Origin of the sequence: Clostridium sp. AM27-31LB (genome assembly GCF_003480745.1) — a bacterium.
In the GTDB taxonomy this organism is placed as follows: Bacteria; Bacillota; Clostridia; order Lachnospirales; family Lachnospiraceae; genus Butyribacter; species Butyribacter intestini.
Genome location: NZ_QUJS01000003.1, coordinates 1 through 24,069 on the forward strand (window position 1 = coordinate 1; position 24,069 = coordinate 24,069).

The following is a 24,069-nucleotide window of genomic DNA, read 5'->3' on the forward strand; positions in this document are numbered from 1 at the left end:
TAATCCAGTAAGACCCCTTGAAGACGACGAGGTAGATAGGGCAGAGGTGGAAGTGTGGTGACACATGTAGCTGACTGTCACTAATAGGTCGAGGGCTTGACCAAAGGAACGAAGATTCTTCTTGCAATCAAAAGGAAGTCATGATATAATCAATATACAGTTTTTAGGGTATAAACCTAATCCTCGATAGCTCAATGGTAGAGCACACGGCTGTTAACCGTGGGGTTGTTGGTTCGAGCCCAACTCGGGGAGTTTATTTTTTTTGTAAATATAATTGCCGATGTGGCTCAATTGGCAGAGCAGCTGATTTGTAATCAGCAGGTTATCGGTTCGAGTCCGATCATCGGCTTAGGCAAAATATTTATGGACCTTTAGCTCAGTTGGTTAGAGCAATCGGCTCATAACCGATCGGTCCAGGGTTCGAGTCCCTGAGGGTCCATTTTAGATAAATTAAGTAAGTAAGAATGATATTTTGGCCTGGTGGCTCAGTTGGTTAGAGCGCCGCCCTGTCACGGCGGAGGTCGAGGGTTCGAATCCCTTCCGGGTCGTTTCTCTTGTATATTACAAGATTTTACTGGGATCTTAGCTCAGCTGGGAGAGCATCTGCCTTACAAGCAGAGGGTCACAGGTTCGAGCCCTGTAGGTCCCATTATAACAATTTAATATTGTTGTATGCCGCAGTGGCGGAACTGGCAGACGCCCAGGACTTAAAATCCTGTGGGTAGTGATACCCGTACCGGTTCGATTCCGGTCTGCGGCATTTTTATTTAGAAAAACTTCCAATATGGTTATATGTTGGAAGTTTTTTTGATATGAAAGAACATACCTTTTGGACAGATGGGTATTTTGCCTGTAGTGTAGGAAATTTTTCAGTATCAGTCAATGTTCCATGCTTTATAGCATTACTTTCCGCAAGTGTAGGAATTAGTATGATAATTCTTAAATCCGCTACATATCGTCCAAGTTTCATCTATATCATCTTTTCTCCGAATAATGGCTATAATTTCACTTGCAAATACTTCTCTATCAATTTCGGCTGTATCAAAGGATATGTCCAGTTCTCAGGCAACTTATCCATAAGCACAACTTTATCCATTTCGCTATGTAATTCTTTCGCAAACTCTGTTATCTCTGCAAAACAAAGCAGTCCAAATGTTTCCTCACCTGTATCATTTACTCTGGTCTTGCCTGTTACTGAGTAAACACATATTGGCTTTACCTCAAATTCGACTGCTCCTGTTTCTTCCTGCAACTCTCTTTTAGCAGTTTCAAGAATATTCTCCCCAGCTTCTCTATGCCCTCCAGGCACTTCGTATGTATCTCTTTCTTTGTGTTTGCAGAAAACCCACTTGCCGTTACTCTGTGAAATAATTACTGCAAATTTTAATAATTCGTCATTAACTGTATCATAAAATTTTACTTCTAGATTATCCATTACTATACCTCCAACTAATCTATTCTTTAAAGACTTAAACACAATTACATATTTTTCTTAATTAATTTACATTCTATTTTTTTGAAAAAATCATTCCAATATTTCATATCCACCACTATAATTTCTTCATGTGATATTGTATATAAAATACAGTTTTCTTTTGCAAAGAAGGCAATGTCCATCTGATCTTCATACTGAAAGAAATCTGAATACCTTTTCAATATATCTATACTAGCCTTTGAGCATTTATAAAAATGTTGAATTGCCTCTTTGTTTTTGCTTCTTAATTTAATCTTTGTTCCCGGCCAGACACATGTTCTTTTTCTTTCAATTAGAAACTTTTCCAATTCTCCTTTAGGTTCTGGAAGGATGTCTGGAAAATCTTTTGTGTCCGCAATAGGTTCTACTAAACAAAACCTATCACTTAAATTACACAATTTATCTAACATTAATTTATACTTGGTATTTTCTATTTCAAATACATAATATTCAGTCATAATTTTCTCCTAACTTTAATGTGTTTTTTCAATATAATTATTAATACCACCACTTTACAATTAAAAAAAAGAAATCACAGGACTTTCAGTGGTATAATGAATTTGACAAAAACATAAGAAAGAAAGTGACCCTGTACGACAAATTTATTATACCACGAAAACACAATAATTAGTAGACTTAATCAATATTTTGGGTGGGAAACATATGTTTGTAAAGAGCGTTGAAAAAGGTGATGAATTATATTATAATAGCAATAATGAGAAGACTTGTAGGCAGGTGGAATATGCTAGAAAAAATTATAGAACTTACAAACGAATATATAGAGAGTATGCCCAAAAAAGAACGTAAAAAATATGGACAATTTTTTACCAGTAAGGAAACTGCCCGTTTTATGGCTGGGTTATATAATGTTAATGAAAAAATAAGCAAAGTAAGTGTCCTTGATGCAGGGGCTGGTTCAGGTATATTGTCATGTGCCTTTATTGAGCGATTGGAAACGATAGATTCTATTAAGGAGATTGAACTTACCTGTAAGGAAAATTGGAACATATTCACCTTTTTGTTAGCAGAAATAAGGTTTTTGACAAGGAAAGTGTGTTACAGGAAACAATTATTATTAAAGTAAGGAAAACAGGTGATAAGCCAGAAACTGTTACGATTACATCATCGAAATCAAACAGTGATTTTGGAGAGCTGACATCATTGACGGCTCCGTATGATCTGGTTGTAGCAGGATCGGACTATTATGTTTATCTTGTAACAGATGAAAATGAAGTGGAAGTATTAAAGAAATTGCATAAATTTGATAAGACACTTCCGGCAATTGGTGTAAAAATGAAAACAGGATTGAACGTAGACTTCCGTAATCGTGAGATTTTGAGGGATGAAGCAGAAGAAGGGGTAATACCTTTATTTTATTCACAACATATAAGGCAAGGAAAGGTAGAATTTCCAATCCGGAAAGAACATGAATATGTAGTGACAGAACAAAAGGGATTGATGCAAGATAACAAAAACTATCTATTTGTAAAGCACTTTACAGCAAAGGAAGAACCTCGGAGATTACAGTGTGGAGTATATTTAGCCAAAAAATTTCCGCAATACCAAAAGATAAGTACACAGAATAAAATTAATTTTGTAGACGGTGTATTAACGGAAATGTCAGAATACCTAGTGTATGGGTTGTATGTATTATTTAATTCTACACTTTATGACGAATATTATCGGATTTTGAATGGATCTACACAGGTTAATTCAACAGAGATTAATGCAATGCCTGTACCGGATTTAGAGGATATTCAGGAAATGGGAAGAAAAGTGCTTGAAAGTAAGGATTATTCAGAGGCAAATTGTAATTTGATATTGGAGGGATACTTATGATACATTTAAATGGTGATCGATTTATTGGACCAAGATAGAATGAAAAATTTATATGGCAAAATCTAAAGTGTGATAAGTATTAGTTAAATTTATGGGGATTAGTATCGTTAAAGATGTTTGCTTCTTGAGAAAATTGTATATAAGTGTTATTATAAATATAAGATACTTAAAATAGTAATACTATCAGGCATTTGACTTGATAAAGTATTAGAATTATTTAGGGGATAGAAATGGGTAGAGAAAATAAAGGTATAAGAATTTCATTTAATTCACCGGTTATTTTGATTTTTTCAATAGCGAGTCTTTTGGTATTAGGACTTAGCTATATGACCGGAGGTGTTTCAGACAGGTTATTATTTTGCGTATATAGATCGTCTTTGTCAGATCCTTTGACATATTTCAGATTTTTCGGTCATGTTCTTGGTCATGCAAACTGGGAACATTTTCTTAGTAATATTATGATGATTCTTGTTGTAGGTCCGCTTCTTGAAGAAAAGTATGGCTCGACAGATACACTGATTGTTATATTGACGACAGCATTTGTCACCGGACTTATTCATTTTATATTTTTTCCAAATGTTGCTCTTTTAGGGGCGAGTGGTATTGTTTTTGCGTTTATATTGCTTGCAAGTATGACGAGTATAGAAGATGGCAAAATTCCGCTTACTTTTATTCTTGTCGCAGTTATCTATATAGGCGGTCAGATACGGGATGGAATTCTGGTAAAAGATGATGTATCAAATCTGACACATATAATCGGAGGAATTGTCGGTTCTGTATTTGGATTTGCTATGAATAAATACAGGGTGAGGAAATATTGAGATTAGCAAATCATGACATTGATAAATGATTACGGCAAAAATATTGAGATTACAATTATATCATTAAATAAAAATACAAATACCGACGGATATTGAGGTGGTAAAAGTGTCATTTAAGCATATGAAAATTCAAAGCCTTGACGATTTCTTTGTCCCGCTTAGCGGACGGAGTGAAAAAGGAATTTATTTTTATCGTTTTAACAAAACATCTGATAAAATAGATGAATTTATTTATAAATATTATAATGCGGCGAGAAAATCCGGTGTTGTAATTGACGGGAAGATAGGAAATCCGACTGAAAGTAATCTTTCGTATTATCAGGAGATTATGGGGATGGATTTTCAGATGAGCATGGGATTTATTTCTGATTCTTTGAAAAAATGGCTGCCACGCATGAGGGCGATTCAGCGTGAAAATATTGCAGGGGCGATATATGATGTTCTTGACGGACTGCGAAGAAGCGGTAAGAATGAAAATATGCTTAAAAATGCGTATATTAAATTTATGTGTTGGCTTTATTATAAATTTGAGGGTGTCGTGGAGCAGATGAACGGTGAGAATATCCCAAAGATTTTTTTCGTGGGAGATATTGTCGGCTATGAATTTATGCTTATAAATATACTTGCTGATGCGGGATGCGATGTTGTTTTTGTGCAGCTACACGGAGATGTGTCTTATCTTAAGGTTGACGAAAATTTAGAAAGGTCTTTTGAGTATGTGGGAGAAAACGGTGCGGCAGAGCAAAATATGGTGAGAGAGTTTGCGGCAGATTTTAGTATAAAAAGTATGCTTGAAAACCATGATTTTAAGGCACAGAGAGAAAACGGTCAAGGAACGGTAAGTTCGCAGGCAGAAATACAGAGAGTGAAAAGTCATGGAACGGGAGGTTCGCAAGTAGATGTGCAGAACATACAAAGACAAGAAAGTGGAATACCGCAGGCAGAAGGAAAGAGTACGAAATCTTTACAGAACAAAAAAAGTTTAAATATAAAAGTTCAGAGTACAGAAGCAGACAATATAAATATTATGGCAGACAGAGGTGGTTCACAGCCAAAAATGTCGTATAAGGTTTCTACTCGTAATTGCACTAATGTCTGGATAGAAGGCAATGGGCTTGACGATTTTTTGCAGCCGGCAGGGGTCAGAAAAGACAGATTTAGGAAATTATATGAAAACGAAAGAAGAACAGAAAAAGTAAACAATGTAGATAATGCACAGAATTTGCATATAAGAAATGCAGAAAAAGTAAACAATGTAGAAAATGTACAGAATTTGCATAATATAAGAAATATAGAAAATAATCTGGGAAATGGGATGTTTTCTGCTGATAATGCACAGGGTTATGGGGCAGATAAAGATAAAATATTTTTAAACTGTTATGTAAGGATAAACGGTGTCTGGGACAAACTTACATATGAAAATGAACTTTATCAATTTTATCTTTCGCTTAAGGCTATGAAACGAAATGTTGTTGTCATTAGTGAGCTGATACCTAAGCCTGATGTTGATGAGATTGCAAAGATAAGGAGAGGAAATTACCGTGATGTTTTTCAGCTTGTAAAGGGACTTGAATTAAATATCAATTTTACCGAAAATCCGATAGTTAGTGAGTTTCTTATCAATTCTTTTGAGGAGACTGTTTATGGAGAGGCGGACAGGCTTGGGACAGGTGCAAATATAAATAAAATGTTGAATAAAGCCGTATATCTTCTTTGTTTTATTAACAGATATCAGACGCAGTTTTTTAAGAATTTTAGCTATGACAACATACCGTGTTTTATTTATATGGGTGGCTGCAATGATGAAAATGAAGCTATGTTTATGCATTTTCTTGCAAGGACACCGATTGATGTGCTTATTTTATGTCCAAACAGGGCAGAGAGATGCCGACTTGAGGATAATATTCTGTATGATATAAACTATGAGGAACAGCTTGCCATAGATAAATTTCCTATACAAAATTCGGGGCTGCACATAGGTACGGCGGCATACCATGCGGAGAGAGAGCTTGACACTCTTATGTATAACGATGATACCATATTCAGGGATAAACAGTATGATAAAGCACGGACTGTTTCATTGCAGACTATGGACAGGGAAATCAAGATTTTGTGGGAGACTGAGATTAAGTACAGACCGGGATTTTCGACTGTTGACGGTTTTGTAAATATTCCTGTTATCTTTTCTAAGTTTTCGGGTGTAAAAGACGGAAATGTCAGAGAATATATGATAATGTTAAAAAAGCTTATGACACCTGAAACGGTTGTTGTAGACAAAGTTCCTAATATTCTTTCGACAGATGCAAATCCGATTAAAGAATATGCCACAGAATTTTTTAAGAATGGCAGGCTGCACAGGGACAAGATAAAAAAAAGCAGGGCATACCGGTATGGTTTTCTGCGTGATGAGATGCAGGATTATATTCTTGACAAGCTGGAATTTTTGATAGCACAAAAATATATTAAGGGGACTTTTGAAAATGGAACTGAATATACTATAGTTTCAGTGGCTCTTAATCTGCCTAAGGAAGTGACAAGGCTTTTGCAGGCATTTGATTTTACTAAGAAAAATCCAAAACTTTTGTATATAAATACATCAGACGAGCTGATTTCCTTAGAAGATACGATTTATCTTACTTTTTTGCATTTGCTCGGTTTTGATGTTGCTTTATTTGTGCCTACGGGTTACAATATGGAAAAATATTTCAATTTGAAACTTATGGAAGAACATCAGCTCGGTGACTATATATATGATATTCAGATACCGGACTGGGAAAGTATTCCGTTAAGTTTGCACACATCATGGCGTGACAGGTTGTTCAGGCATGGTTGAGAAAATAAAAACAGATATTTATTTCTGAGCAGGCAGTTTGCAGAAGTTTGTGAAAATAGACTGTTAAAAAATAGATATTAACTAAACAAAAGTTTAAGATGAGAACTAAAAGCTGAAAGTGAGGGACGCATCTTGAATGAAAGTCAAGAAGATTGATAGTCAAAAATATTAAGGAGGACAAGTATGGGACTTGATTTTGGAAAAAAAGAACCGGCAGCAGTTCAGCCGGCAGTTCAGAATGAGATTGAAGCGGTCGATGTTTATGATATTGTCGAGGATAGAAAGCAGATGAACAACGAGCTTGTGGGTTCAGATGAGGTTGATGCACTTGTCAGCACTATCGAGGTAAACAACCTTGAAACGATAGTGTCTTTTGGTGCTGAGGCAGCAGATGAGATTTCAAAGGCTTCTGATATAGTTCTTAACAGTATGAGCATGAGCCAGATTGATGAGTCGAGCGAGATGCTCAATGCACTTTCAAAGATAATGTCAAAGTTTGATATTGACGAGATTAGGGAGGACAAGGGACTTTTTAATAAGTTATTTGGAAATCTGAGAAAGCAGCTTGAAAAAATCTTACAGAAATATCATACAATGGGTGATGAGGTCGACAAGATATATGTTCAGCTTAAGCAGTATGAGAGTGAGATAAAACAGTCAAACAGAAATTTAAACCAGATGTTTGATGCAAATGTTGGTTATTATCATGAACTTGTCAAATATATTCTTGCCGGTGAGCAGGGATGCAGGGAACTCGAAAATTATATTGCACAGAGACAGCAGGACTATGAAAATACGGCCGACAATGCCATTCAGCTTGAAATTTCAAGCCTTAATAATGCGTTGATGATGCTTGAGCAGAGAACACAGGATTTAAGGACTGCAGAGAATATTGCCATGCAGTCAATTCCTATGATTAAGACGATGGAGTACAGCAACATGAATCTTGTCAGAAAGATAAATTCTGCATTTATCGTCACTTTACCTGTATTTAAGCAGGCACTTGCACAGGCTATTATGTTAAAGAGACAAAAGATACAGGCAGAGGCAATGTCTGAACTTGACAAAAAGACAAATGAGATGCTTATAAAAAATGCAAAGAATACTGTTGAGCAGTCAAAGATGACGGCAAAACTTGCATCGGGCAGTTCAATAAAGATAGATACGCTTGAGAAGACATGGAGAACCATTGTAAACGGTATTGACGAGACAAGAGCTATTCAGGAAAATGCCAGAAAACAGCGTATTGATGATGCAGCAAGACTTGACCAGATTAAGAAAGAGTTTATGGAAACATATGGCGGTGCTGTTAAGCGTTAATAAAAACTTAAGTATTAGATAAATACTTTTAGTGTTATACTTATATTAATGAAATTTTTACATTTAAAAAGAGGAGGAAATGAGTTATGCCAATTAATTTATCAAAAGGACAGAAAGTAGATCTTACAAAAGGAAATCCTGGACTTAAAAATGTTATGGTAGGTCTTGGATGGGATGTTAATGCATTTGATTCGGGGGCTGACTTTGATCTTGATGCAGCCGCATTTATGGTAGATTCAAATGGTAAATGCCCGACAGAAAAAGAGTTTGTATTTTATGGAAATCTTGAACATCCATCAGGTGCTATAAAGCATATGGGTGACAACCGGACAGGTGACGGTGAGGGAGATGATGAGCAGATAGAGGTAAATCTTGCTGATATTCCTGCAAATATTGAAAAAATCGCATTTACGGCAACAATTTATGATGCAGAGACAAGGAGACAGAATTTCGGTCAGGTGTCAAATGCTTATATAAGACTTGTCAATGTTGAGACTAATGAGGAGATTATAAGATACGACCTCGGAGAAGACTTTTCAATCGAGACGGCAGTGGTAGTTGGCGAGATATACAGACACAACGGAGAGTGGAAGTTCAATGCGATAGGAAGCGGTTTCCAGGGGGGGCTTGCTGCACTTTGCGGACACTATGGAATTGAGGTTGCCTAAAAAGGAGGTATGGAATGTCAATAAGCTTAAAAAAAGGGCAGAAGGTAAGCCTTACAAAGGAAAGTGCCGGTCTTTCAAATGTACTTGTAGGTCTTGGCTGGGACGCTGTGGAGAGTAAGAAAGGTTTTCTTGCATTACTATTTGGAACACAGGCAGCCGACATAGATTGTGATGCGACTGCAATCCTTTTAAAGGACGGAAAGTTCTGCGATAAGAATGATGTGGTTTATTTTGGAAATCTCGAACATAAATCAGGGACTGTAAGGCACATGGGTGACAATCTTACAGGTGACGGTGAGGGTGACGATGAGCAGATACTTATAGACCTTTCAAAAGTTCCTGCTGAGTATGACAGGATAGTCATTGTGGTAAATATTTATGACTGTATAAAGAGAAAACAGGAATTTGGTATGATAAAAAATGCATTTATAAGAATAGTTGACGGAAAAACAAACAGGGAAATGTGCAAATACGACCTTTCAGAGGACTATTCGGGAATGACTGCGATGATATTTGGAGAAATCTACAGACATAACGGAGAGTGGAAGTTCAATGCCATAGGTCAGGGGACAAAGGATACAAGTATCAGTGAATTATGCAGACATTATAAGTGACAGGGCATATGCTGAAAGTCAGAAAAAGTTTATTTTAGAAAGAATTGATAGCAGGTAATTCCGTGATGCTTTAAGAAAGTATTGCGTGAATATAAAAAAGAGAGGAAATTTTCTAATCATGATTGAAATAAGGAACAAGGACAGCCTTAAAAAAGGCTTGTCCGGTGAACAGGCAGCTAAGAGTAAAGCGGAGTTTGGAACAAATGAGCTTGCAAAAAAACAACAGGAGTCATTATTATCAATGTTTATAGGAGCATTTGATGATATATGGATAAAAGTTTTATGTTTTGCACTTCTGCTTAAAATTGTGCTTGCGGTACTTGGTGTTATATTTCCGGCTATTTCAGGCGGAAACGATGCAATAGAAATCGTGAGTATCATTCTTGCAATAGCACTTGCAACGGGCTTTTCAACATTGTCGGAGTACAGAAACAGTTCAAGAAGTGAAGCTTTGCAGGAGGAGTACAGTAAAACTTTTGCAAAAGTAATGAGAGACGGAAAACTTTTAAAGATTTCTACAAATGAAATCGTAAAAGGTGATACGATACTTATACAGGCTGGTGACAAAGTACCGGTTGACGGACTTATTTTTGACGGTCATGTTAAAGTCTCTCAGGCGGCATTAAACGGTGAGTCAAGAGATGAGTCAAAAGTGGCAGCAGACAATATGGATGATGCAGAGTCGACAGATTATTCATCAGAAAATAAAGTGTTTATGGGTTCTGTAGTTACAAGCGGTGAGGCTTATATGGTGGCAACTGTTATAGGCGATGCTTCAGAGCTTGGTAAGATAAATAAGGCACTTACAGATAATGAGGAAGAGGAAAGAAAAGACACTTCAAGCCTTAAACTTGAGGTAGTAGCTGCAGGTATCGGTAAACTCGGTGTCTCAGCAGCAGCCATAGCAGGTGTTTTACAGGTAGTGTTAAATATCGTAAGAGCGAATGAAGCAATTACTCCGGTATTTGTTATTTTGCTTGTTGCGGAGGCAGTGATGCTTATGGCTTCTATCGTTATCATGGCTGTTCCGGAGGGACTTCCGATGATGAACAGTCTTGTGCAGTCAATGAATACTGAGTCAATGTATAAAAAGAATATTTTAGTAAGCCACAAAGCTGCATTTTCAGATTCCGCTTATATGAATCTTTTGTTCAGTGATAAAACAGGTACTATCACAGAGGGAAATCTCTCTTTGGTAGAATTTATCACAGGTGATGGAGAGATTGCTGATAAACTGTTAAATGCTGACTTTATGGATGCGATAACAGTCAATAACCTTGCTAAAGTATCAGAGGGAAAGGCTATCGGAAGTAACAACATGGACAGGGCACTTCTTTCTTATGCTCTTGCCAACAATGCAAAGCCGGATGAGGATGAAATTGAAAAAAGAGTTAAAGAAAATAATGGATTTGACTCTGAAAAGAAATGTGCCATCGTGGAACTTAACGACGGTGTAGTTTACTGGAAAGGTGCAACAGAGCAGATAATTGATGACATTACCCACTATGAGACAGCAGACGGAAGCATAAAAGAGTTTACTGCTGCTGACAAAGAAAAGGTTATAAAACAGATGGAAGCACAGGCTAAGCGTACTATGAAACTTTTATCTGTTGCAAAGATAGCAGATGGAAAGAAAATACTTCTTGCAGTATTGTGTCTCAGGGATAATGTCAGAAAAGATGCAATCGAGACAGTTGAGGTGCTTAACGGTGCCGGAATACAGGTTGTCATGGTGACAGGTGATGCTGAGGAGACAGCGACAGCTATCGCAAAAGAAGCCGGTATTCTCGTGGATGAGAAGAACGATGTTGTTCTCACACATGAAGAACTTGAAAAAATGTCAGATGAGGAGCTTAAGAAAGAACTTCCACATCTTAAGGTTGTAAGCCGTGCAAAGCCTCTCGACAAGAAGCGTTTAGTATCTATCGCACAGCAGCTTGACAATGTTTGTGGTATGACTGGTGACGGTGTAAATGATGCACCTGCGTTAAAACAGGCTGATATAGGATTTGCTATGGGTGACGGAACTGCAGTTGCACAGGAAGCCGGTGATGTAGTTATTCTTAATAACAGTCTTACTTCAATAAAAGACTGCGTACTTAACTCAAGAACAATGGCAAAATCAGTCGGCAAGTTCCTTATTTTCCAGCTTACGGTAAATATAAGTACACTTCTTATGAACATCCTTGCACCTATACTTGGCTGGACAGAGCCATTTTCAATCGTGCAGATATTGTGGATAAACCTCATAATGGATACGCTTGCAGCAATGGCATTTGGTGGCGAACCTATTCTTAACAGATATATGGACGAGAAGCCTGCAAAGAGAACTGACAATATCCTCACCGGGTATATCAAGTCAGCAATAGGAGTCAGTGCTATATTTATCACATTAGGTTCAATACTGATACTTGAAAATGTGGGCGGTATAACATCATTTGTAATGCCTGAAGGATGTAAAAATCCTGAACTTTACGAAAAGACATTTATGTTTGCCTTCTTTATCTATTCGATAATATTAAATAGTTTAAATACAAGATCTGAGAGATTTAATCTCTTTGAGCATATAAGCGAGAATAAAAATTTTGGGCTTGTAATGGGAGCAATATTTGTATTGCAAACAATTATCATTCAGATAGGCGGTCCGGTATTTGATACAACGATGCTTAGCGTAAAAGCACTTGTTGTGTCAATGTTGCTTGCTGTGCTTATTATCCCGGTAGATATGATAAGAAAGCTGATAGTACGAAAATAAATAACAGAATGAGTGAAAGAAGGGGTTGTGCTTGACTATTCCTACAATAATCTGCCTTGTTGGGGCGGAGTTATGTGCTTTATCACTTATATTCAGACGCAGGAAATAGAGAGAAACAAGTGATGATGTTGAAATAAAGAAAATAGCTTAACAACTTGGCATATTTAGAAGTATGTGGGTGCGGTACCGGATGTGCCGCACCTCAAATTTTTGTCTAACAGATATTTAATTTATGATATACAGGAGAAATTTATGGATAATATATATGTAAACTATCTTTTGACAGCATTGATATTGACTTTTGCAATACCGGGTGCGGGAGTTGTCATAGAGCAGTTTGTAAAACTTCTTTATTCGGTGACAGCAGCCTTTCTTGGCGACAGTTTCACCTATTTTATATTTAACAGACTGACTTTTATAGGAGTATTCCACCATGAACTGTCTCATGCCCTGCTTGCAACGGTTACGGGAGCGAAAGTTACCAAAATAGTATTCTTTCATCCTGACGGTGACAGGCTCGGATATGTCGAGTATGTGACAAGGGGAAATATAATAATGAGGTCAATTCAGCAGGCATTGGCTTCGATAGCACCGGTATTCTGCGGTGCATTGACAAGTGCGGGTATTTATTATTATCTTACTGTTTATGGTGCGGCATTAGCGGTATGGCAGACTGTACTTTTGTGGTATGTATTTATTTCAATCATATTACATATGACTATGAGCAGACAGGACTTTAAAGGACTGTATCGTGGCATACCGGTTGTGTACCTGATAGTATTTGTCATTGTATATATTTGTAAATTTACATTATTTTAATTTTAGTAACAATTCAGCCATATAAATATAATCGGTAATAAATGAGGGGCTGTTACTATTTTTAAGGCTGAACTGTTGCCAATATTGATAATATGGTGATTTTTTGCTATAATAAAAAAGATTGTGCATAGTTAAATGCAGTTACTGTTCCCTTATAGGAGAGGTGACATTATCTTATTTTAAGCATTTGCGAAATGCATATAATGTGTGCAATTAACACAACCTAAAATTAGTTTCGCAATTACTTATTAGCTTATTTTAAAAGGAGGATACAGATAAAATGAAGAAATTAGAGGACTATGTAAGATGTATTCCGGATTTTCCAAGCAAAGGCATAATGTTTCGTGATATTACATCAGTGATACAGGATCCGGACGGGCTTAAACTTGCTATTGATTCCATGATAGAGGCTGTCAGGGATGTTGATTTTGATGTTGTTGTCGGTACTGAATCAAGAGGATTTATTTTCGGTATGCCTATTGCATATGCACTCGGCAAAGGATTTGTTCCGTGCCGCAAAAAGGGCAAACTTCCATGTGAGACAGTTACAGCATCGTATGCCCTTGAATATGGAACGGCTGAGATTGAAATTCATAAGGATGCAATAAAGCCGGGACAGAAAGTTCTTCTTGTGGATGATCTTATCGCAACAGGCGGAACTATTGAAGCCTGTGCAGGGCTTGTCGAGGAACTCGGCGGTGAAGTAGTTAAGATTTTATTCCTGCTCGAACTTGCCGGTCTTAAAGGAAGAGAAAAACTTGCTAAGTATGATGTGACATCATTGATTACATATGAGGGAAAGTAGAATACAAAAAAGGAGACATAATTATTTATGTTAAATAAGTTATTTAAGTTAAAGGAAAATAATACAAATGTAAAGACCGAAGTTATAGCCGGTCTTACTACATTTATGGCTATGGCATATATACTTGCCGTAAACCCAAACATTCTGAGCGGCACGGGAATGAACCGTGATGCGGTACTTCTTGCGACAGCTATTGCATCATTTATCGGTTGTATGGCTATGGCACTTCTTGCAAATTATCCATTTGCACTTGCACCGGGTATGGGACTTAATGCATATATGGCAGGAACAGTTTGTGCAAATATGGGATATTCATGGAAAGTAGCACTTCTTGCGGTATTTGTAGAAGGGCTTATATTTATCGTGCTCTCGCTTACAAATGTGCGTGAAGCTATATTTAATGCAATTCCGTCTTCACTTAAAAAAGGTGTAAGTGCAGGTATCGGTTTATTCATTGCATTTATCGGACTTCAGGGTGCAAAGATAGTAGTAGCTGATGATTCTACACTTCTTACTTATGTCAGATTTACAAAAAATTTCCATACTGTAGGAATTGGAGCATTACTTGCACTTGTCGGATTGTTTATAACAGTTATTCTCTATGCAAAAAATGTTAAAGGTTCTATTCTTATCGGAATATTAAGTACATGGATACTTGGAATGTTGTGCCAGCTTGTCGGAATTTATGTTCCGAATCCTGACACCGGATTTTATTCATTATATCCTACACTTAAGATGATAGATATTACAGCTATCGGAGATACATTTGGACAGTGCTTTAAAGCCGATTTTTCAAGCATCAGAATCCTTGATTTTATCGTTGTACTTTTTGCATTCCTCTTTGTAGATATTTTTGATACACTTGGAACACTTATCGGCGTATCAACAAAAGCGGGTATGCTTGATGAAAACGAAAAACTTCCAAGAATCAAGCCTGCACTTCTTGCCGATGCTATCGCAACATCAGTCGGAGCTGTTCTTGGAACATCAACAACTACAACATATGTTGAGTCATCAGCCGGTGTACTTGCAGGAGGACGCACCGGACTTTCGGCAGCAGTAACGGGTATTATGTTCCTGCTTGCGATATTCTTCGCACCTATATTTACTGCAATCCCGTCATTTGCTACTGCACCTGCACTTATCTTTGTAGGTTTCCTTATGATTTCATCAATCATAAGTGTAGATTTTACAGACCTTACAGAGTCAGTACCGGCATATCTTGCACTTCTTGCAATGCCGCTTATGTATAGCATTTCAGAGGGAATCGCACTCGGTGTTATATCATATGTAGTTATCAATGTATTTTGTGGAAAAGCAAAGAAAGTTAAACCTTTAATGTATATACTTGCGGTATTGTTTGTATGTAAGTATATATTCCTGTAGAAACAGGGAAAAAGGTGCCATTGTTAAATAGCATGATGCAAGGGGCAAAAGCAGATAGCAATGTATGTTTATATAAAAATTGCTATCTGTTGGCAGCGTGTCAGATAAAAAACGCAGTTTTGTGAATTGAGTTTCATAAAGCTGCGTTTTTTGTTTTGCCGAAAAAAAAGAACCGCTGGAGAAAGCGGTTCTAACAGTCAAGCTTTCGCTTAACTGTTTGGAGAAGGTATGAAAAAAATTTAAGCACTTATCAAATGATTTTGTTTCATTTGATGGGTTTATATTATCGTGGAAGTGTGAACTTGTAATGTTTTAAATGTGAAATATATGTTAATAAATGTGAACAAATAAAGTTAATTGGGGAGAGTTTGTGGAAACAGGATGAAAATACGGAAAACCCGGCAATTTTAACATTATCAGGCAGGCAGCAGAGAGGGGGCAGATATCTGATTAGCTATGTCAGGGGATTTTTTGGCTGAAATATTATATGTATATAATCATGAAATACCTGAATATTAGGGGATTGCAGTGTGTGAAAACGATTTCAAATATTATTGTTGTCCTAGGGAAAGAGTATGAATATAATGTAAGTGGGAAAAGACAAAAGTTGTTCATAGAGTACATCCTTAAGTAAGAAAGGAAAAAATCATGTCAATCAAGAAAATAGCAGAGAGAGCAGGTGTATCGGCTTCGACTGTTTCACGCGTGCTCAACAATCCAAATTATAAATGTTCATCTCCCAAGCTTCGTGACAAAATCTGGAAGATTGCGATAGAGCTTAATTACACCCCAAATACTGCTGCAAGAAATCTAAAGATGGGAGTTAAGGAGAAGGAAGAAAAAGTCTATTATGTAAGTGTTCTTATGACACGAATGGAAAAGGCAACGGCAGATCCGTTTTTTAATGAATTGCTTCGGGTGATAGAAAGTGAGATACATAAACAGGTTGCAATATTGACAAAGGTCTGGTATATGCCTGTTTTTTCAAATGATAAAAAATGCCGTCATGAGGATCTTAATCTGCTGGTAGATAAAATGTATGATGAGCTTGAGCAGAAATGTGACGGTCTTATAATCATTGGTAAATGTAATAAAGACGCATTGAAAAAACTCAATAACAAATTTAAAAATGTCGTTTCGGTAAACCGTAATTCAACAAATTATGAGGTTGATGAGGTTTTGTGTGACGGAAAGAAAGTTGCCATGATGGCAGTAGAATATCTTATATCACTAGGGCATACAAGTATAGGTTATGTTGGTGACTGCTACAATGAAGCGAGGTATCGTGGGTATCTTGAGGCATTGCACAGACATGACATCGACCCGGAGGCAGATTATATAGTACAGACCGGGCAGACAGAAGCGGAGGGGTTTGCGGCAATGCAGAAATTTATGCAGTCGGAGGACAGACCGACAGGAATATATTGTGCAAACGATATAACGGCTATCGGGATATTAAAATTCCTTGAAACAAATAAAAACAGGTATTATATTCCATCTATAATAGCAAGTGATGATATAGAAGAAGCACAATATACAAGACCTATGCTCACAACAGTAAGACTTCCTAAAGAGGAGATGGGGAAGTTTGCATTATATCTTCTAGTTGACCGTATGCGTGGAGGACATAAAAGTGTTGTCAGGACAGAGCTTGAGGGAAAACTTATGGTACGAAACAGTTGTGTAGGGACTGATGAGGGTGGATGGAGTGATTATTGTATATAGATGTAAAATTAGGTGTTGACAGCTACCTTCTTATGAGATAGAAAATAATGGATATTCTAAAGAAGTTGAGCATTTTACTGATATTATAAGGTCAACAGCTCATTTAATAATAGAGTAAAAAAGAATAAAAAACTACCCCATCTGTATAATGAAAATATTCATAATACAGATGGGGGTTAATTTTTAGAAAACAGTTTTATATCGTAATATCAATATTTGCACCGAGTTCCGGATTGACAGACCTTTCCATAGCAGAACGATTCATCATGTCGATAAGACCGGCTCCGCTTTCTTTCATTGTATCTAGACTTTTTGCAAGAACTGCGGTTTCAACATTATTTATTACATCTGCCTGTGATATGCCCATAGAGAGTGCTGCAATATCCATAGAAATCCCTCCTTTTAATTTTGACCTATTGACCTATTGGTCTGTTTTTAGATTATAACTTTGAAAAATTTCTTTCTAAAATAATTATACCATAGTTTGATGAAAATTAACAGTTCAGTCATAAAAATATAATCGCTAATAGTAACAGTTCAGCCATAAAAAGATAATTGGCAATACAATGAACTTGTTCATTGTATTGTTAAGTACCTTTTTATGGTAGAACTGTTACGATAGAGAAATAAAGGTGCTGTAAACAACTTGCACTAATTATAAACTTAATGTATAATAGCCGATGCGGGGGAGCTTGTGCGTGAAACAGGCTGAGAGTAGATTGCGTATCTTAACCCTTATAACCTGATGGATAATGCCAGCGTAGGAAGTTGTCGGTATAGATTTGCAATGATTTATGTTGAGAATATGCATGGTAGTTATGTATATTCTTTTTTTGTGGCTTTTTATATGATGTAGCACGATTATAGGAAATTGCGAAACTGATATTCTGCGATAGCAGTTAATAGTGTTACGAGCAGGCAGTGGAACGGATTGTCAATATCCGTTTGACTCAGGCAGATTGGTGATAGTTTCGCAGATACCGAGAGTACATAAATAAAAAAAAGGAGGACATAAATTTGAAAACAGCATTAACAATAGCAGGAAGTGATTCAAGCGGTGGAGCAGGAATTCAGGCTGATATAAAAACAATGATAAGCAACGGAGTATATGCGATGAGTGCGATAACTGCACTTACGGCACAGAATACTACGGGTGTGACAGCCATTATGGATGTAACGCCTGAATTTCTAGGTGAGCAGCTTGACGAGATATTTACGGATATATATCCTGATGCGGTAAAGATAGGTATGGTGTCAGCAAGTGGTCTTATAGAAAAAATCGCAGATAAACTCATAGAGTATAAGGCAAAAAATATAGTTGTTGACCCCGTTATGGTTGCGACAAGCGGTGCAAAACTCATAACTGATGATGCGATAAGTACATTAAAGAAAAAACTGCTTCCTATAGCAACAGTTCTCACACCAAACATACCTGAGGGTGAAGTTTTATCAGGAATGAAGATTGAGAATGAAAATGACATGGTAGAAGCGGCAAAGTTTATAAGTGAAAAATTTGACTGTGCAGTGCTTATGAAAGGCGGTCATCAGATAAATGATGCAAATGACCTTTTATATAGAAATGGTGATTACAAGTGGTTTACGGGAAAGAGGATAGACAATCCTAATACTCATGGAACCGGATGTACTTTGTCAAGTGCCATAGCATCAAATCTTGCAAAAGGATATGACCTTGATAAGGCGGTACTCAGGGCAAAGGATTATATATCAGGAGCACTTGCGGCAATGCTTGATCTTGGAAAGGGAAGCGGACCTATGAACCACGCATTTGCGTGTGACAATGAATTTATGAAATAAGGGGCAAAATTGCGTAGCAATGGAGCAATCCGTTATATTTGAAAGAGTTTATACTATATTAAATGTCATAAGCTCCTTGTTTATGATATGTAAAGTTGCAAAAACAAAATATAGTTTATTGGGAGTTTCACAAATATTTATATAAGATAAGAAGAAAAGAAATAATAAGAAGTAAGAAAGAGGAATTAAATGGAAAACAAGGGAAGAACATCATTATTTGAAAACGGACTTATATGGTTTGGAGCCGGACTTTCGATAGCCGAGATACTTACGGGAACATCGTTTGCATCGCTCGGTTTTGGCAAAGGAATACTTGCTATCATAATCGGTCATATTATAGGTTGCCTTATGCTTTTTTGTGCAGGAATCATAGGTGGAAAAGAAAGAAAAAGTGCAATGGATACTGTTACTATGAGTTTTGGTGCGGATGGAAGCAAATTTTTTGCATTTTTAAATGTGCTTCAGCTTGTGGGATGGACTTCTATTATGATCTATGATGGAGCACTTGCAGCAAATGGAATATTTAATACAGGAAACTGGGTGTGGTGTCTTGTAATCGGTGCTCTTATTATTCTCTGGGTTGTGATTGGAATAACAAATCTTGGAAAAATAAATACTGTTGCAATGGCTGCATTATTTATTCTTACTATAATAATGTGTAAGGTTATATTCTTTAGCGATATATCAGGAGTAAAAGTATCAGGCGACAGCATGAGCTTTGGAGCAGCAGTAGAGCTTGCGGTAGCTATGCCGTTGTCATGGCTTCCACTTATAAGTGATTATACAAGAGAAGCAAAAGAGCCTGTAAAGGCAACACTTGTAAGCACGATAGTTTATGGAATCGTAAGCTGCTGGATGTATATTATAGGAATGGGTGCAGCTATATTTACGGGAGAAAGTGATGTTGCACAGATAATGGTAAAAGCAGGGCTTGGAATTATCGGACTTTTGATAGTGGTATTTTCAACAGTAACAACAACATTCCTTGATGCATATTCAGCCGGAATATCAAGTGAAACTATTTTATCAAAATTAAACGGAAAATATGTGACAATAGCAGTAACCGTAATAGGAACAGTGGCAGCAATATTATTCCCTATGGATGATATAACAGACTTCATGTACCTTATCGGTTCGGTGTTCGCACCAATGATAGCTATACAGATAGCAGATTACTTTATCTTAAAAGCAGATAAGAGCAGTAAGAAAGTTGATATGATAAATGCAGTTATATGGGTGATAGGATTTGTACTTTACCGTTATCTTATGACTGTTGATATACCTGTAGGAAATACTTTGCCTGATATGGCAGTTACTATTGTGATAGCGGTTATAATAGGAAAGATTATTGGGAAAAAGTAAGTTTGACAAAGGTGAATTGTGCAAATAAACCAGTATTTTTATGAATGAAAAAAGGTCTTGCCATATGGCAGGATCTTTTTAAGTGGCATAAACTATATCCTCATATTTATTTTGAAATTTGTGAAAATCGGTAACAGTTCAGCCATAAAAAATAATTGACAATACTTGAGCTTGCTCATTGTATTGCCAATTATCTTTTTATGGCTGAACTGTTACGAAATATTTTATAATATTTAAAACCTTGTTGCGTCTCAAAAAATATCATGTTAAAATATATTTAAGCAAATACTCTTATTATCTAAATGTGAGATTACACATATTCATAAAATCTAATTTCATAAAGATTCTTTGCTTATAAAACTAATATACGACAATAGAATAAGCGGAGAATGATATGGAATTAAGGTTTTCATGCTGTTGTCCGCATAATGTGCTCCCGAAAGTATTCATTTTGAGAAACTGTCGAGAGTACATCATCGATGAAAGGAGACTGCTTATGGCAAATATTGAGGAGAAGAAAACAAAAGCACAGACTAGAGAAAATAATACAGGGATTTATAGAAACCACAAAGATGGTGTCGCATACAAGCTTTTTTCGGGTAAGAAAGAATCTCTGTCATTGTATAATAGTATTATGAAAACGGAGTATGCTGATCCTGATGAACTTGGAGTAGTTACATTAAACAGTGCAATTTATATAGGAAGAAAAAATGATAATGCAATAATTTTACATTTTAATATGCTGCTTACAGAGTTTCAGACGACTTTTAATCCCAATATGCCGCTTAGAACGCTTATATATGTGGCAAATGAATATGAAAAGTATATAGCGGAGCATGAATTAAATTTGTATTCTGAATACATACAGGAAATTCCGACACCACATTTTGTGACATTATACTATGGAAGTAAAGAGCAGCCTGAGAAACAGATATTAAAACTGTCAAATGCCTATAAATGCAAAGATGAAAATCCGGAACTTGAGCTTATGGAAACGCAGTATAATGTAAATCCAAGCTACAATGAGGAGTTAAAAAGACGGTGTCCGGAGCTGGATGGATATATAAAATATGTCGAAAAAACCAGAAAATATCACAGACAAGGCATGACATATGAAGAAGCAGTCAAAAAATCAGTAGATGAGTGTATAGAAGAAGGAATATTAAAAGAGTTTTTCATAAAAAATAAAGCGGAGGTGATCTCGATGACAATATTTGAATATGACGAAGAAGAACACATGAGGCTTGAGAGAGAAGAACAGTACAGGAAAGGCGAGGCATGCGGTGAAAAGCGTGGCATTGAAATTGGTGAAAAAAAGGGAAGAATTTTTGGTGCAATAGGAATACTAAAGGATTTAGGAATGTCTGAAAGTGAAATAAAGAATCAAATAAGAACAAAATATAAACTGAATAAGGATGAAATTGAAAAATATTTTAAAGAGTACACAAAACAATAAATTTTTTAAAGACAGTCGGAAGAGTATGTAAAGGAAATTGCTAGGAGAATATCAGCAGAGTCTTTAAATAAAAATGTTGTAGTATAAGTAGTGAGAAAATTAAAAAATAAAAAAGGCTGTAGCATCAAATTTTAGTGCAACAGTCTTTTTTTAAGTATAGGAAAATGCTCGTAAAGTAGTGTGATGCCAGGAGCAAAACGCTGTTTTTGCTCCTTTTTATTGATAGTAGTTTAACAGTATCAAGGAAGTTACTTCAAACAGTGTTATAGGTAAGCAGCAGAGAATATTTTGAATATCTGCCCGATATTGTTATTAGTTTACGGCGTCACTGTTAAGCAGCATCTTAAGGTCTGAAATCTCGTCCTGTATCTTTTTACCGTTTTCGGTATCTTTAACAAGTATTCTAGGATTGGCTGTATAGACTATTTCTGATTCGGAGTCAATATCTTTGTTATCTCTCAGTGCTTTATATACGCTTTCAAATGGGTGATGTGCTTTGATCCTCATTCCATGTGAATTAAATATAAGTGTGTATCCGGCGATTCCGGTGGTTTCATGGTATGCCTTACTGAATCCTCCGTCTATTACAAGAAGTCTGCCGTTTGCTCTTATCGGTGATTCTCCTTCTATTGTCTTTACAGGAGTGTGACCGTTTATGATATGTGATTCTGGTGAGAAAAGACCAAATTCGTGAAGTATCATATTGCAGGTCTTTTCAGTATGATAAAATCTGTAGTAAGGGTTTGTGGGTTCATGCCATGTACTTTCGTCATTTATCATACTTCTCTCAAAGGTCTTTATGACACGGCCGCAGAGTGGTGACTTGTGACCTGCCCATAAGAACCACATAAAATCGAGAGCATTTTCATTTTCATTGTCAAGATAAGCAAGTCTTGCCATTTTATCAGCGTAATCAAGATATTTTTTGCCCTGATATACTATTCCGTCAAGCGTGATACCGTCAAAGTTTCCGGATTCATCGAGAGGAACGCAGCCATGATAGAGAAGATTATTATTAAAAATCTTATACATACTGCCTTTTTCGTATAAAAATTTTATATGCTTCTGCAGACGGTTACTTCCGATAAAGGCGGCTTGCAATTCGTCCATAATGGCGTTTTCCTGCTCAGTAAGTGCGAGTGGGTTATCAGGATCTATTGTAGGCAGGTCGGTATCTGATAATTTATAAAGTAATTCAGTCAGATTGCAGTCGGAGTTACAAGGACTGTTTGAAACGGTATCAGTGTCAGTAATTATAGTGCTTTTGTTGTTTATATCAGAAACAGCAGCTTTTATAGTAAAATCATTAAAATTTATTTTTGAAAGAAGCTGTCTTTCATTCATCTCATACTCAGGATGGCGGCATATTATCTGTTCCTCGAGTTTAAATAAGATGACTGAGATGGCTTTGAGTGCCGCGTCCATCGGTTCTTTATCTTTATATGTTTTTTCTCCGAAAAGAGCAAGGTTTCTAAGACTTATACCATAACCGTTTTCAAGTATTCTTGTATTATCATATTTTAGATTGTTTCGTATGACATTTGCTATAGATGCTTTGTTTCCGCAAGCCGCACCCATCCAGAGAATGTCGTGGTTACCCCATTCGATATCGAGGGAATGATGCTCCATAAGAAGGTCGAGTATCATATCGGCACAAGGACCTCTGTCAAAGATGTCACCGACAATGTGGAGATGGTCTACGGCAAGCCGTTTTATCAGATTTGCAAGTGCGATGATAAATTCATCACCGTTATCAATATTTAATATAGTATCAAGGATAACTTTGTGATAACGAACCTGATTGTCATCCTCATCTTTCTGTACATGCAAAAGCTCATCAATAATATAGGCAAATTCCTTTGGCATCGCTTTTCTAACTTTTGAGCGTGTGTATTTTGAGGAGAGGAGTTTTGCGACCTCAATGAGATTTCCAAGCATCATGCGGTACCATTCTTCAGGGAGTTCACATTCCTTGTGGAGCATTTCAAGTTTTTCTTTGGGATAATATATCAGCGTACAGATTTCCTGTCTTTCCACATTGCTGAGTGTATCACGGAATAAAAGGTCAACCTTTTCATGAATGACACCTGAGCAGTTATTTAGAATATGGCAGAATGCTTCATATTCGCCATGAATATCGCTCATAAAATGTTCTGTTCCTTTTGGCAGGTTGCAAATAGCACTTAAATTTATTATCTCGCTGCTCACAGCCTGTTTCGTCGGATATTTTTGGGCGAGCAGTTTAAGATATTTCTTATTATTTTCCATAGTAGGCCTCCTAGTTTAGTGCGGATTTTGGAGTCATTATATCACAAATTTGCTTTTTTTTGTAACACACTACTGCGTTACAAGAATTTTACATTATTTTACAAAAATT

Annotated in this window: 20 protein-coding genes, 6 tRNA genes, 1 rRNA gene and 1 riboswitch; of the genes, 22 read left to right on the forward strand and 5 right to left on the reverse strand. The window is 36.6% G+C overall.

Features of this window, described 5'->3' with window-relative positions:
- From DW721_RS05660 to DW721_RS05690, 7 genes are all read left to right on the forward strand, one after another.
- Window positions 1-104 (forward strand): 23S ribosomal RNA (locus tag DW721_RS05660); the annotation flags it as partial.
- Between the two features lie 76 nt (window positions 105-180).
- A tRNA-Asn gene (locus tag DW721_RS05665) sits at window positions 181-252 on the forward strand.
- 24 nt (window positions 253-276) lie between these two features.
- Window positions 277-349, forward strand: a tRNA-Thr gene (locus DW721_RS05670).
- A 16-nt stretch (window positions 350-365) separates the two neighbouring features.
- A tRNA-Ile gene (locus DW721_RS05675) sits at window positions 366-439 on the forward strand.
- 35 nt (window positions 440-474) lie between these two features.
- Window positions 475-548, forward strand: a tRNA-Asp gene (locus DW721_RS05680).
- A 28-nt stretch (window positions 549-576) separates the two neighbouring features.
- Window positions 577-649: transfer RNA gene (locus DW721_RS05685), tRNA-Val, on the forward strand.
- 25 nt (window positions 650-674) lie between these two features.
- Window positions 675-760, forward strand: a tRNA-Leu gene (locus tag DW721_RS05690).
- Window positions 761-763: 3 nt separating this feature from the next.
- On the opposite strand, the gene DW721_RS05695 is transcribed toward DW721_RS05690, so the two are convergent.
- Genes DW721_RS05695 through DW721_RS05705 form a run of 3 tightly spaced genes read right to left on the reverse strand, consistent with a single transcriptional unit; the run spans window position 764 to window position 1,932 of the window.
- Window positions 764-970 carry a hypothetical protein gene (locus tag DW721_RS05695; RefSeq protein WP_118745128.1) on the reverse strand — a complete coding sequence of 69 codons (207 nt, stop codon included), beginning with the start codon at window positions 968-970 and terminating at the stop codon, window positions 764-766.
- 27 nt (window positions 971-997) lie between these two features.
- The gene (locus DW721_RS05700; protein ID WP_118745129.1) at window positions 998-1,435 is read right to left on the reverse strand and encodes an NUDIX domain-containing protein; all 438 of its coding nucleotides are present in this window, start codon (window positions 1,433-1,435) and stop codon (window positions 998-1,000) included.
- 44 nt (window positions 1,436-1,479) lie between these two features.
- A complete protein-coding gene (locus DW721_RS05705) occupies window positions 1,480-1,932 on the reverse strand; it encodes a hypothetical protein (protein ID WP_118745130.1) in 453 nt (150 codons plus the stop codon).
- 284 nt (window positions 1,933-2,216) lie between these two features.
- Between DW721_RS05705 and DW721_RS16340 the strand changes: the two genes are divergently transcribed.
- The 12 genes from DW721_RS16340 (at window position 2,217) to DW721_RS05760 (ending at window position 17,059) form a co-directional block, all read left to right on the forward strand.
- Window positions 2,217-2,558 carry an N-6 DNA methylase gene (locus DW721_RS16340; RefSeq protein ID WP_243035960.1) on the forward strand — a complete coding sequence of 114 codons (342 nt, stop codon included), beginning with the start codon at window positions 2,217-2,219 and terminating at the stop codon, window positions 2,556-2,558.
- A complete protein-coding gene (locus DW721_RS05710; protein ID WP_243035961.1) occupies window positions 2,528-3,313 on the forward strand; it encodes a hypothetical protein in 786 nt (261 codons plus the stop codon). Before DW721_RS16340 ends, DW721_RS05710 begins: the two co-directional genes overlap by 31 nt.
- A 230-nt stretch (window positions 3,314-3,543) precedes the next feature.
- The gene (locus tag DW721_RS05715) at window positions 3,544-4,134 is read left to right on the forward strand and encodes a rhomboid family intramembrane serine protease (RefSeq protein WP_118745131.1); all 591 of its coding nucleotides are present in this window, start codon (window positions 3,544-3,546) and stop codon (window positions 4,132-4,134) included.
- Between the two features lie 106 nt (window positions 4,135-4,240).
- Window positions 4,241-6,967: a YceG family protein gene (locus tag DW721_RS05720; protein ID WP_118745132.1), complete on the forward strand. Its 2,727-nt coding sequence runs from the start codon at window positions 4,241-4,243 to the stop codon at window positions 6,965-6,967.
- A gap of 183 nt (window positions 6,968-7,150) precedes the next feature.
- On the forward strand, window positions 7,151-8,287 hold the full coding sequence (locus DW721_RS05725; RefSeq protein WP_118745133.1) for a toxic anion resistance protein: 1,137 nt from the start codon (window positions 7,151-7,153) through the stop codon (window positions 8,285-8,287).
- 86 nt (window positions 8,288-8,373) lie between these two features.
- Window positions 8,374-8,955, forward strand: coding sequence for a TerD family protein (locus DW721_RS05730; RefSeq protein WP_022015361.1), 582 nt, complete (start codon window positions 8,374-8,376; stop codon window positions 8,953-8,955).
- A gap of 14 nt (window positions 8,956-8,969) precedes the next feature.
- Window positions 8,970-9,569, forward strand: coding sequence for a TerD family protein (locus DW721_RS05735; RefSeq protein ID WP_118745134.1), 600 nt, complete (start codon window positions 8,970-8,972; stop codon window positions 9,567-9,569).
- 118 nt (window positions 9,570-9,687) lie between these two features.
- Window positions 9,688-12,324 carry a cation-transporting P-type ATPase gene (locus DW721_RS05740; protein ID WP_118745135.1) on the forward strand — a complete coding sequence of 879 codons (2,637 nt, stop codon included), beginning with the start codon at window positions 9,688-9,690 and terminating at the stop codon, window positions 12,322-12,324.
- Window positions 12,325-12,576: 252 nt separating this feature from the next.
- Window positions 12,577-13,143: a M50 family metallopeptidase gene (locus DW721_RS05745; protein WP_055945687.1), complete on the forward strand. Its 567-nt coding sequence runs from the start codon at window positions 12,577-12,579 to the stop codon at window positions 13,141-13,143.
- Between the two features lie 280 nt (window positions 13,144-13,423).
- Window positions 13,424-13,948 carry an adenine phosphoribosyltransferase gene (locus DW721_RS05750; RefSeq protein WP_055945689.1) on the forward strand — a complete coding sequence of 175 codons (525 nt, stop codon included), beginning with the start codon at window positions 13,424-13,426 and terminating at the stop codon, window positions 13,946-13,948.
- Between the two features lie 27 nt (window positions 13,949-13,975).
- Complete coding sequence (locus DW721_RS05755; protein ID WP_118745136.1) at window positions 13,976-15,334, forward strand: NCS2 family permease; 1,359 nt, start codon at window positions 13,976-13,978, stop codon at window positions 15,332-15,334.
- Between the two features lie 648 nt (window positions 15,335-15,982).
- Window positions 15,983-17,059, forward strand: coding sequence for a LacI family DNA-binding transcriptional regulator (locus DW721_RS05760; protein WP_118745137.1), 1,077 nt, complete (start codon window positions 15,983-15,985; stop codon window positions 17,057-17,059).
- 196 nt (window positions 17,060-17,255) lie between these two features.
- Here the strand turns inward: DW721_RS05760 and DW721_RS05765 are convergent, their stop codons facing one another.
- A complete protein-coding gene (locus DW721_RS05765) occupies window positions 17,256-17,447 on the reverse strand; it encodes a YjfB family protein (RefSeq protein ID WP_022015368.1) in 192 nt (63 codons plus the stop codon).
- A 286-nt stretch (window positions 17,448-17,733) separates the two neighbouring features.
- Window positions 17,734-17,844: riboswitch (TPP riboswitch) on the forward strand.
- Window positions 17,845-18,076: 232 nt separating this feature from the next.
- On the opposite strand from DW721_RS05765, the gene thiD reads away from it, so the two are divergent.
- The 3 genes from thiD to DW721_RS05780 all read left to right on the forward strand — a co-directional run bounded on the left by thiD (window position 18,077) and on the right by DW721_RS05780 (window position 21,692).
- Window positions 18,077-18,874 (forward strand): bifunctional hydroxymethylpyrimidine kinase/phosphomethylpyrimidine kinase, encoded by a 798-nt coding sequence (gene thiD, locus DW721_RS05770; RefSeq protein ID WP_118745138.1) that lies wholly within the window; start codon window positions 18,077-18,079, stop codon window positions 18,872-18,874.
- A gap of 189 nt (window positions 18,875-19,063) precedes the next feature.
- A complete protein-coding gene (cytX, locus tag DW721_RS05775) occupies window positions 19,064-20,236 on the forward strand; it encodes a putative hydroxymethylpyrimidine transporter CytX (RefSeq protein ID WP_118745139.1) in 1,173 nt (390 codons plus the stop codon).
- A gap of 496 nt (window positions 20,237-20,732) precedes the next feature.
- The gene (locus DW721_RS05780) at window positions 20,733-21,692 is read left to right on the forward strand and encodes a hypothetical protein (protein ID WP_118745140.1); all 960 of its coding nucleotides are present in this window, start codon (window positions 20,733-20,735) and stop codon (window positions 21,690-21,692) included.
- A gap of 312 nt (window positions 21,693-22,004) precedes the next feature.
- On the opposite strand, the gene DW721_RS05785 is transcribed toward DW721_RS05780, so the two are convergent.
- Window positions 22,005-23,960, reverse strand: a complete 1,956-nt coding sequence (locus DW721_RS05785) for a fructose-1,6-bisphosphatase (protein ID WP_118745141.1) — start codon at window positions 23,958-23,960, stop codon at window positions 22,005-22,007.
- Window positions 23,961-24,069: the final 109 nt, after the last annotated feature.

Coding starts and splice junctions, on each gene's coding strand:
- DW721_RS05695 (WP_118745128.1), bottom strand. CDS start 970: ATGAAACTTGGACGATATGTAGCGGATTTAAGAATTATCATACTAATT.
- DW721_RS05700 (WP_118745129.1), bottom strand. CDS start 1,435: ATGGATAATCTAGAAGTAAAATTTTATGATACAGTTAATGACGAATTA.
- DW721_RS05705 (WP_118745130.1), bottom strand. CDS start 1,932: ATGACTGAATATTATGTATTTGAAATAGAAAATACCAAGTATAAATTA.
- DW721_RS16340 (WP_243035960.1), top strand. CDS start 2,217: ATGCTAGAAAAAATTATAGAACTTACAAACGAATATATAGAGAGTATG.
- DW721_RS05715 (WP_118745131.1), top strand. CDS start 3,544: ATGGGTAGAGAAAATAAAGGTATAAGAATTTCATTTAATTCACCGGTT.
- DW721_RS05725 (WP_118745133.1), top strand. CDS start 7,151: ATGGGACTTGATTTTGGAAAAAAAGAACCGGCAGCAGTTCAGCCGGCA.
- DW721_RS05730 (WP_022015361.1), top strand. CDS start 8,374: ATGCCAATTAATTTATCAAAAGGACAGAAAGTAGATCTTACAAAAGGA.
- DW721_RS05735 (WP_118745134.1), top strand. CDS start 8,970: ATGTCAATAAGCTTAAAAAAAGGGCAGAAGGTAAGCCTTACAAAGGAA.
- DW721_RS05740 (WP_118745135.1), top strand. CDS start 9,688: ATGATTGAAATAAGGAACAAGGACAGCCTTAAAAAAGGCTTGTCCGGT.
- DW721_RS05745 (WP_055945687.1), top strand. CDS start 12,577: ATGGATAATATATATGTAAACTATCTTTTGACAGCATTGATATTGACT.
- DW721_RS05750 (WP_055945689.1), top strand. CDS start 13,424: ATGAAGAAATTAGAGGACTATGTAAGATGTATTCCGGATTTTCCAAGC.
- DW721_RS05755 (WP_118745136.1), top strand. CDS start 13,976: ATGTTAAATAAGTTATTTAAGTTAAAGGAAAATAATACAAATGTAAAG.
- DW721_RS05760 (WP_118745137.1), top strand. CDS start 15,983: ATGTCAATCAAGAAAATAGCAGAGAGAGCAGGTGTATCGGCTTCGACT.
- DW721_RS05765 (WP_022015368.1), bottom strand. CDS start 17,447: ATGGATATTGCAGCACTCTCTATGGGCATATCACAGGCAGATGTAATA.
- cytX (WP_118745139.1), top strand. CDS start 19,064: ATGGAAAACAAGGGAAGAACATCATTATTTGAAAACGGACTTATATGG.
- DW721_RS05780 (WP_118745140.1), top strand. CDS start 20,733: ATGGCAAATATTGAGGAGAAGAAAACAAAAGCACAGACTAGAGAAAAT.
- DW721_RS05785 (WP_118745141.1), bottom strand. CDS start 23,960: ATGGAAAATAATAAGAAATATCTTAAACTGCTCGCCCAAAAATATCCG.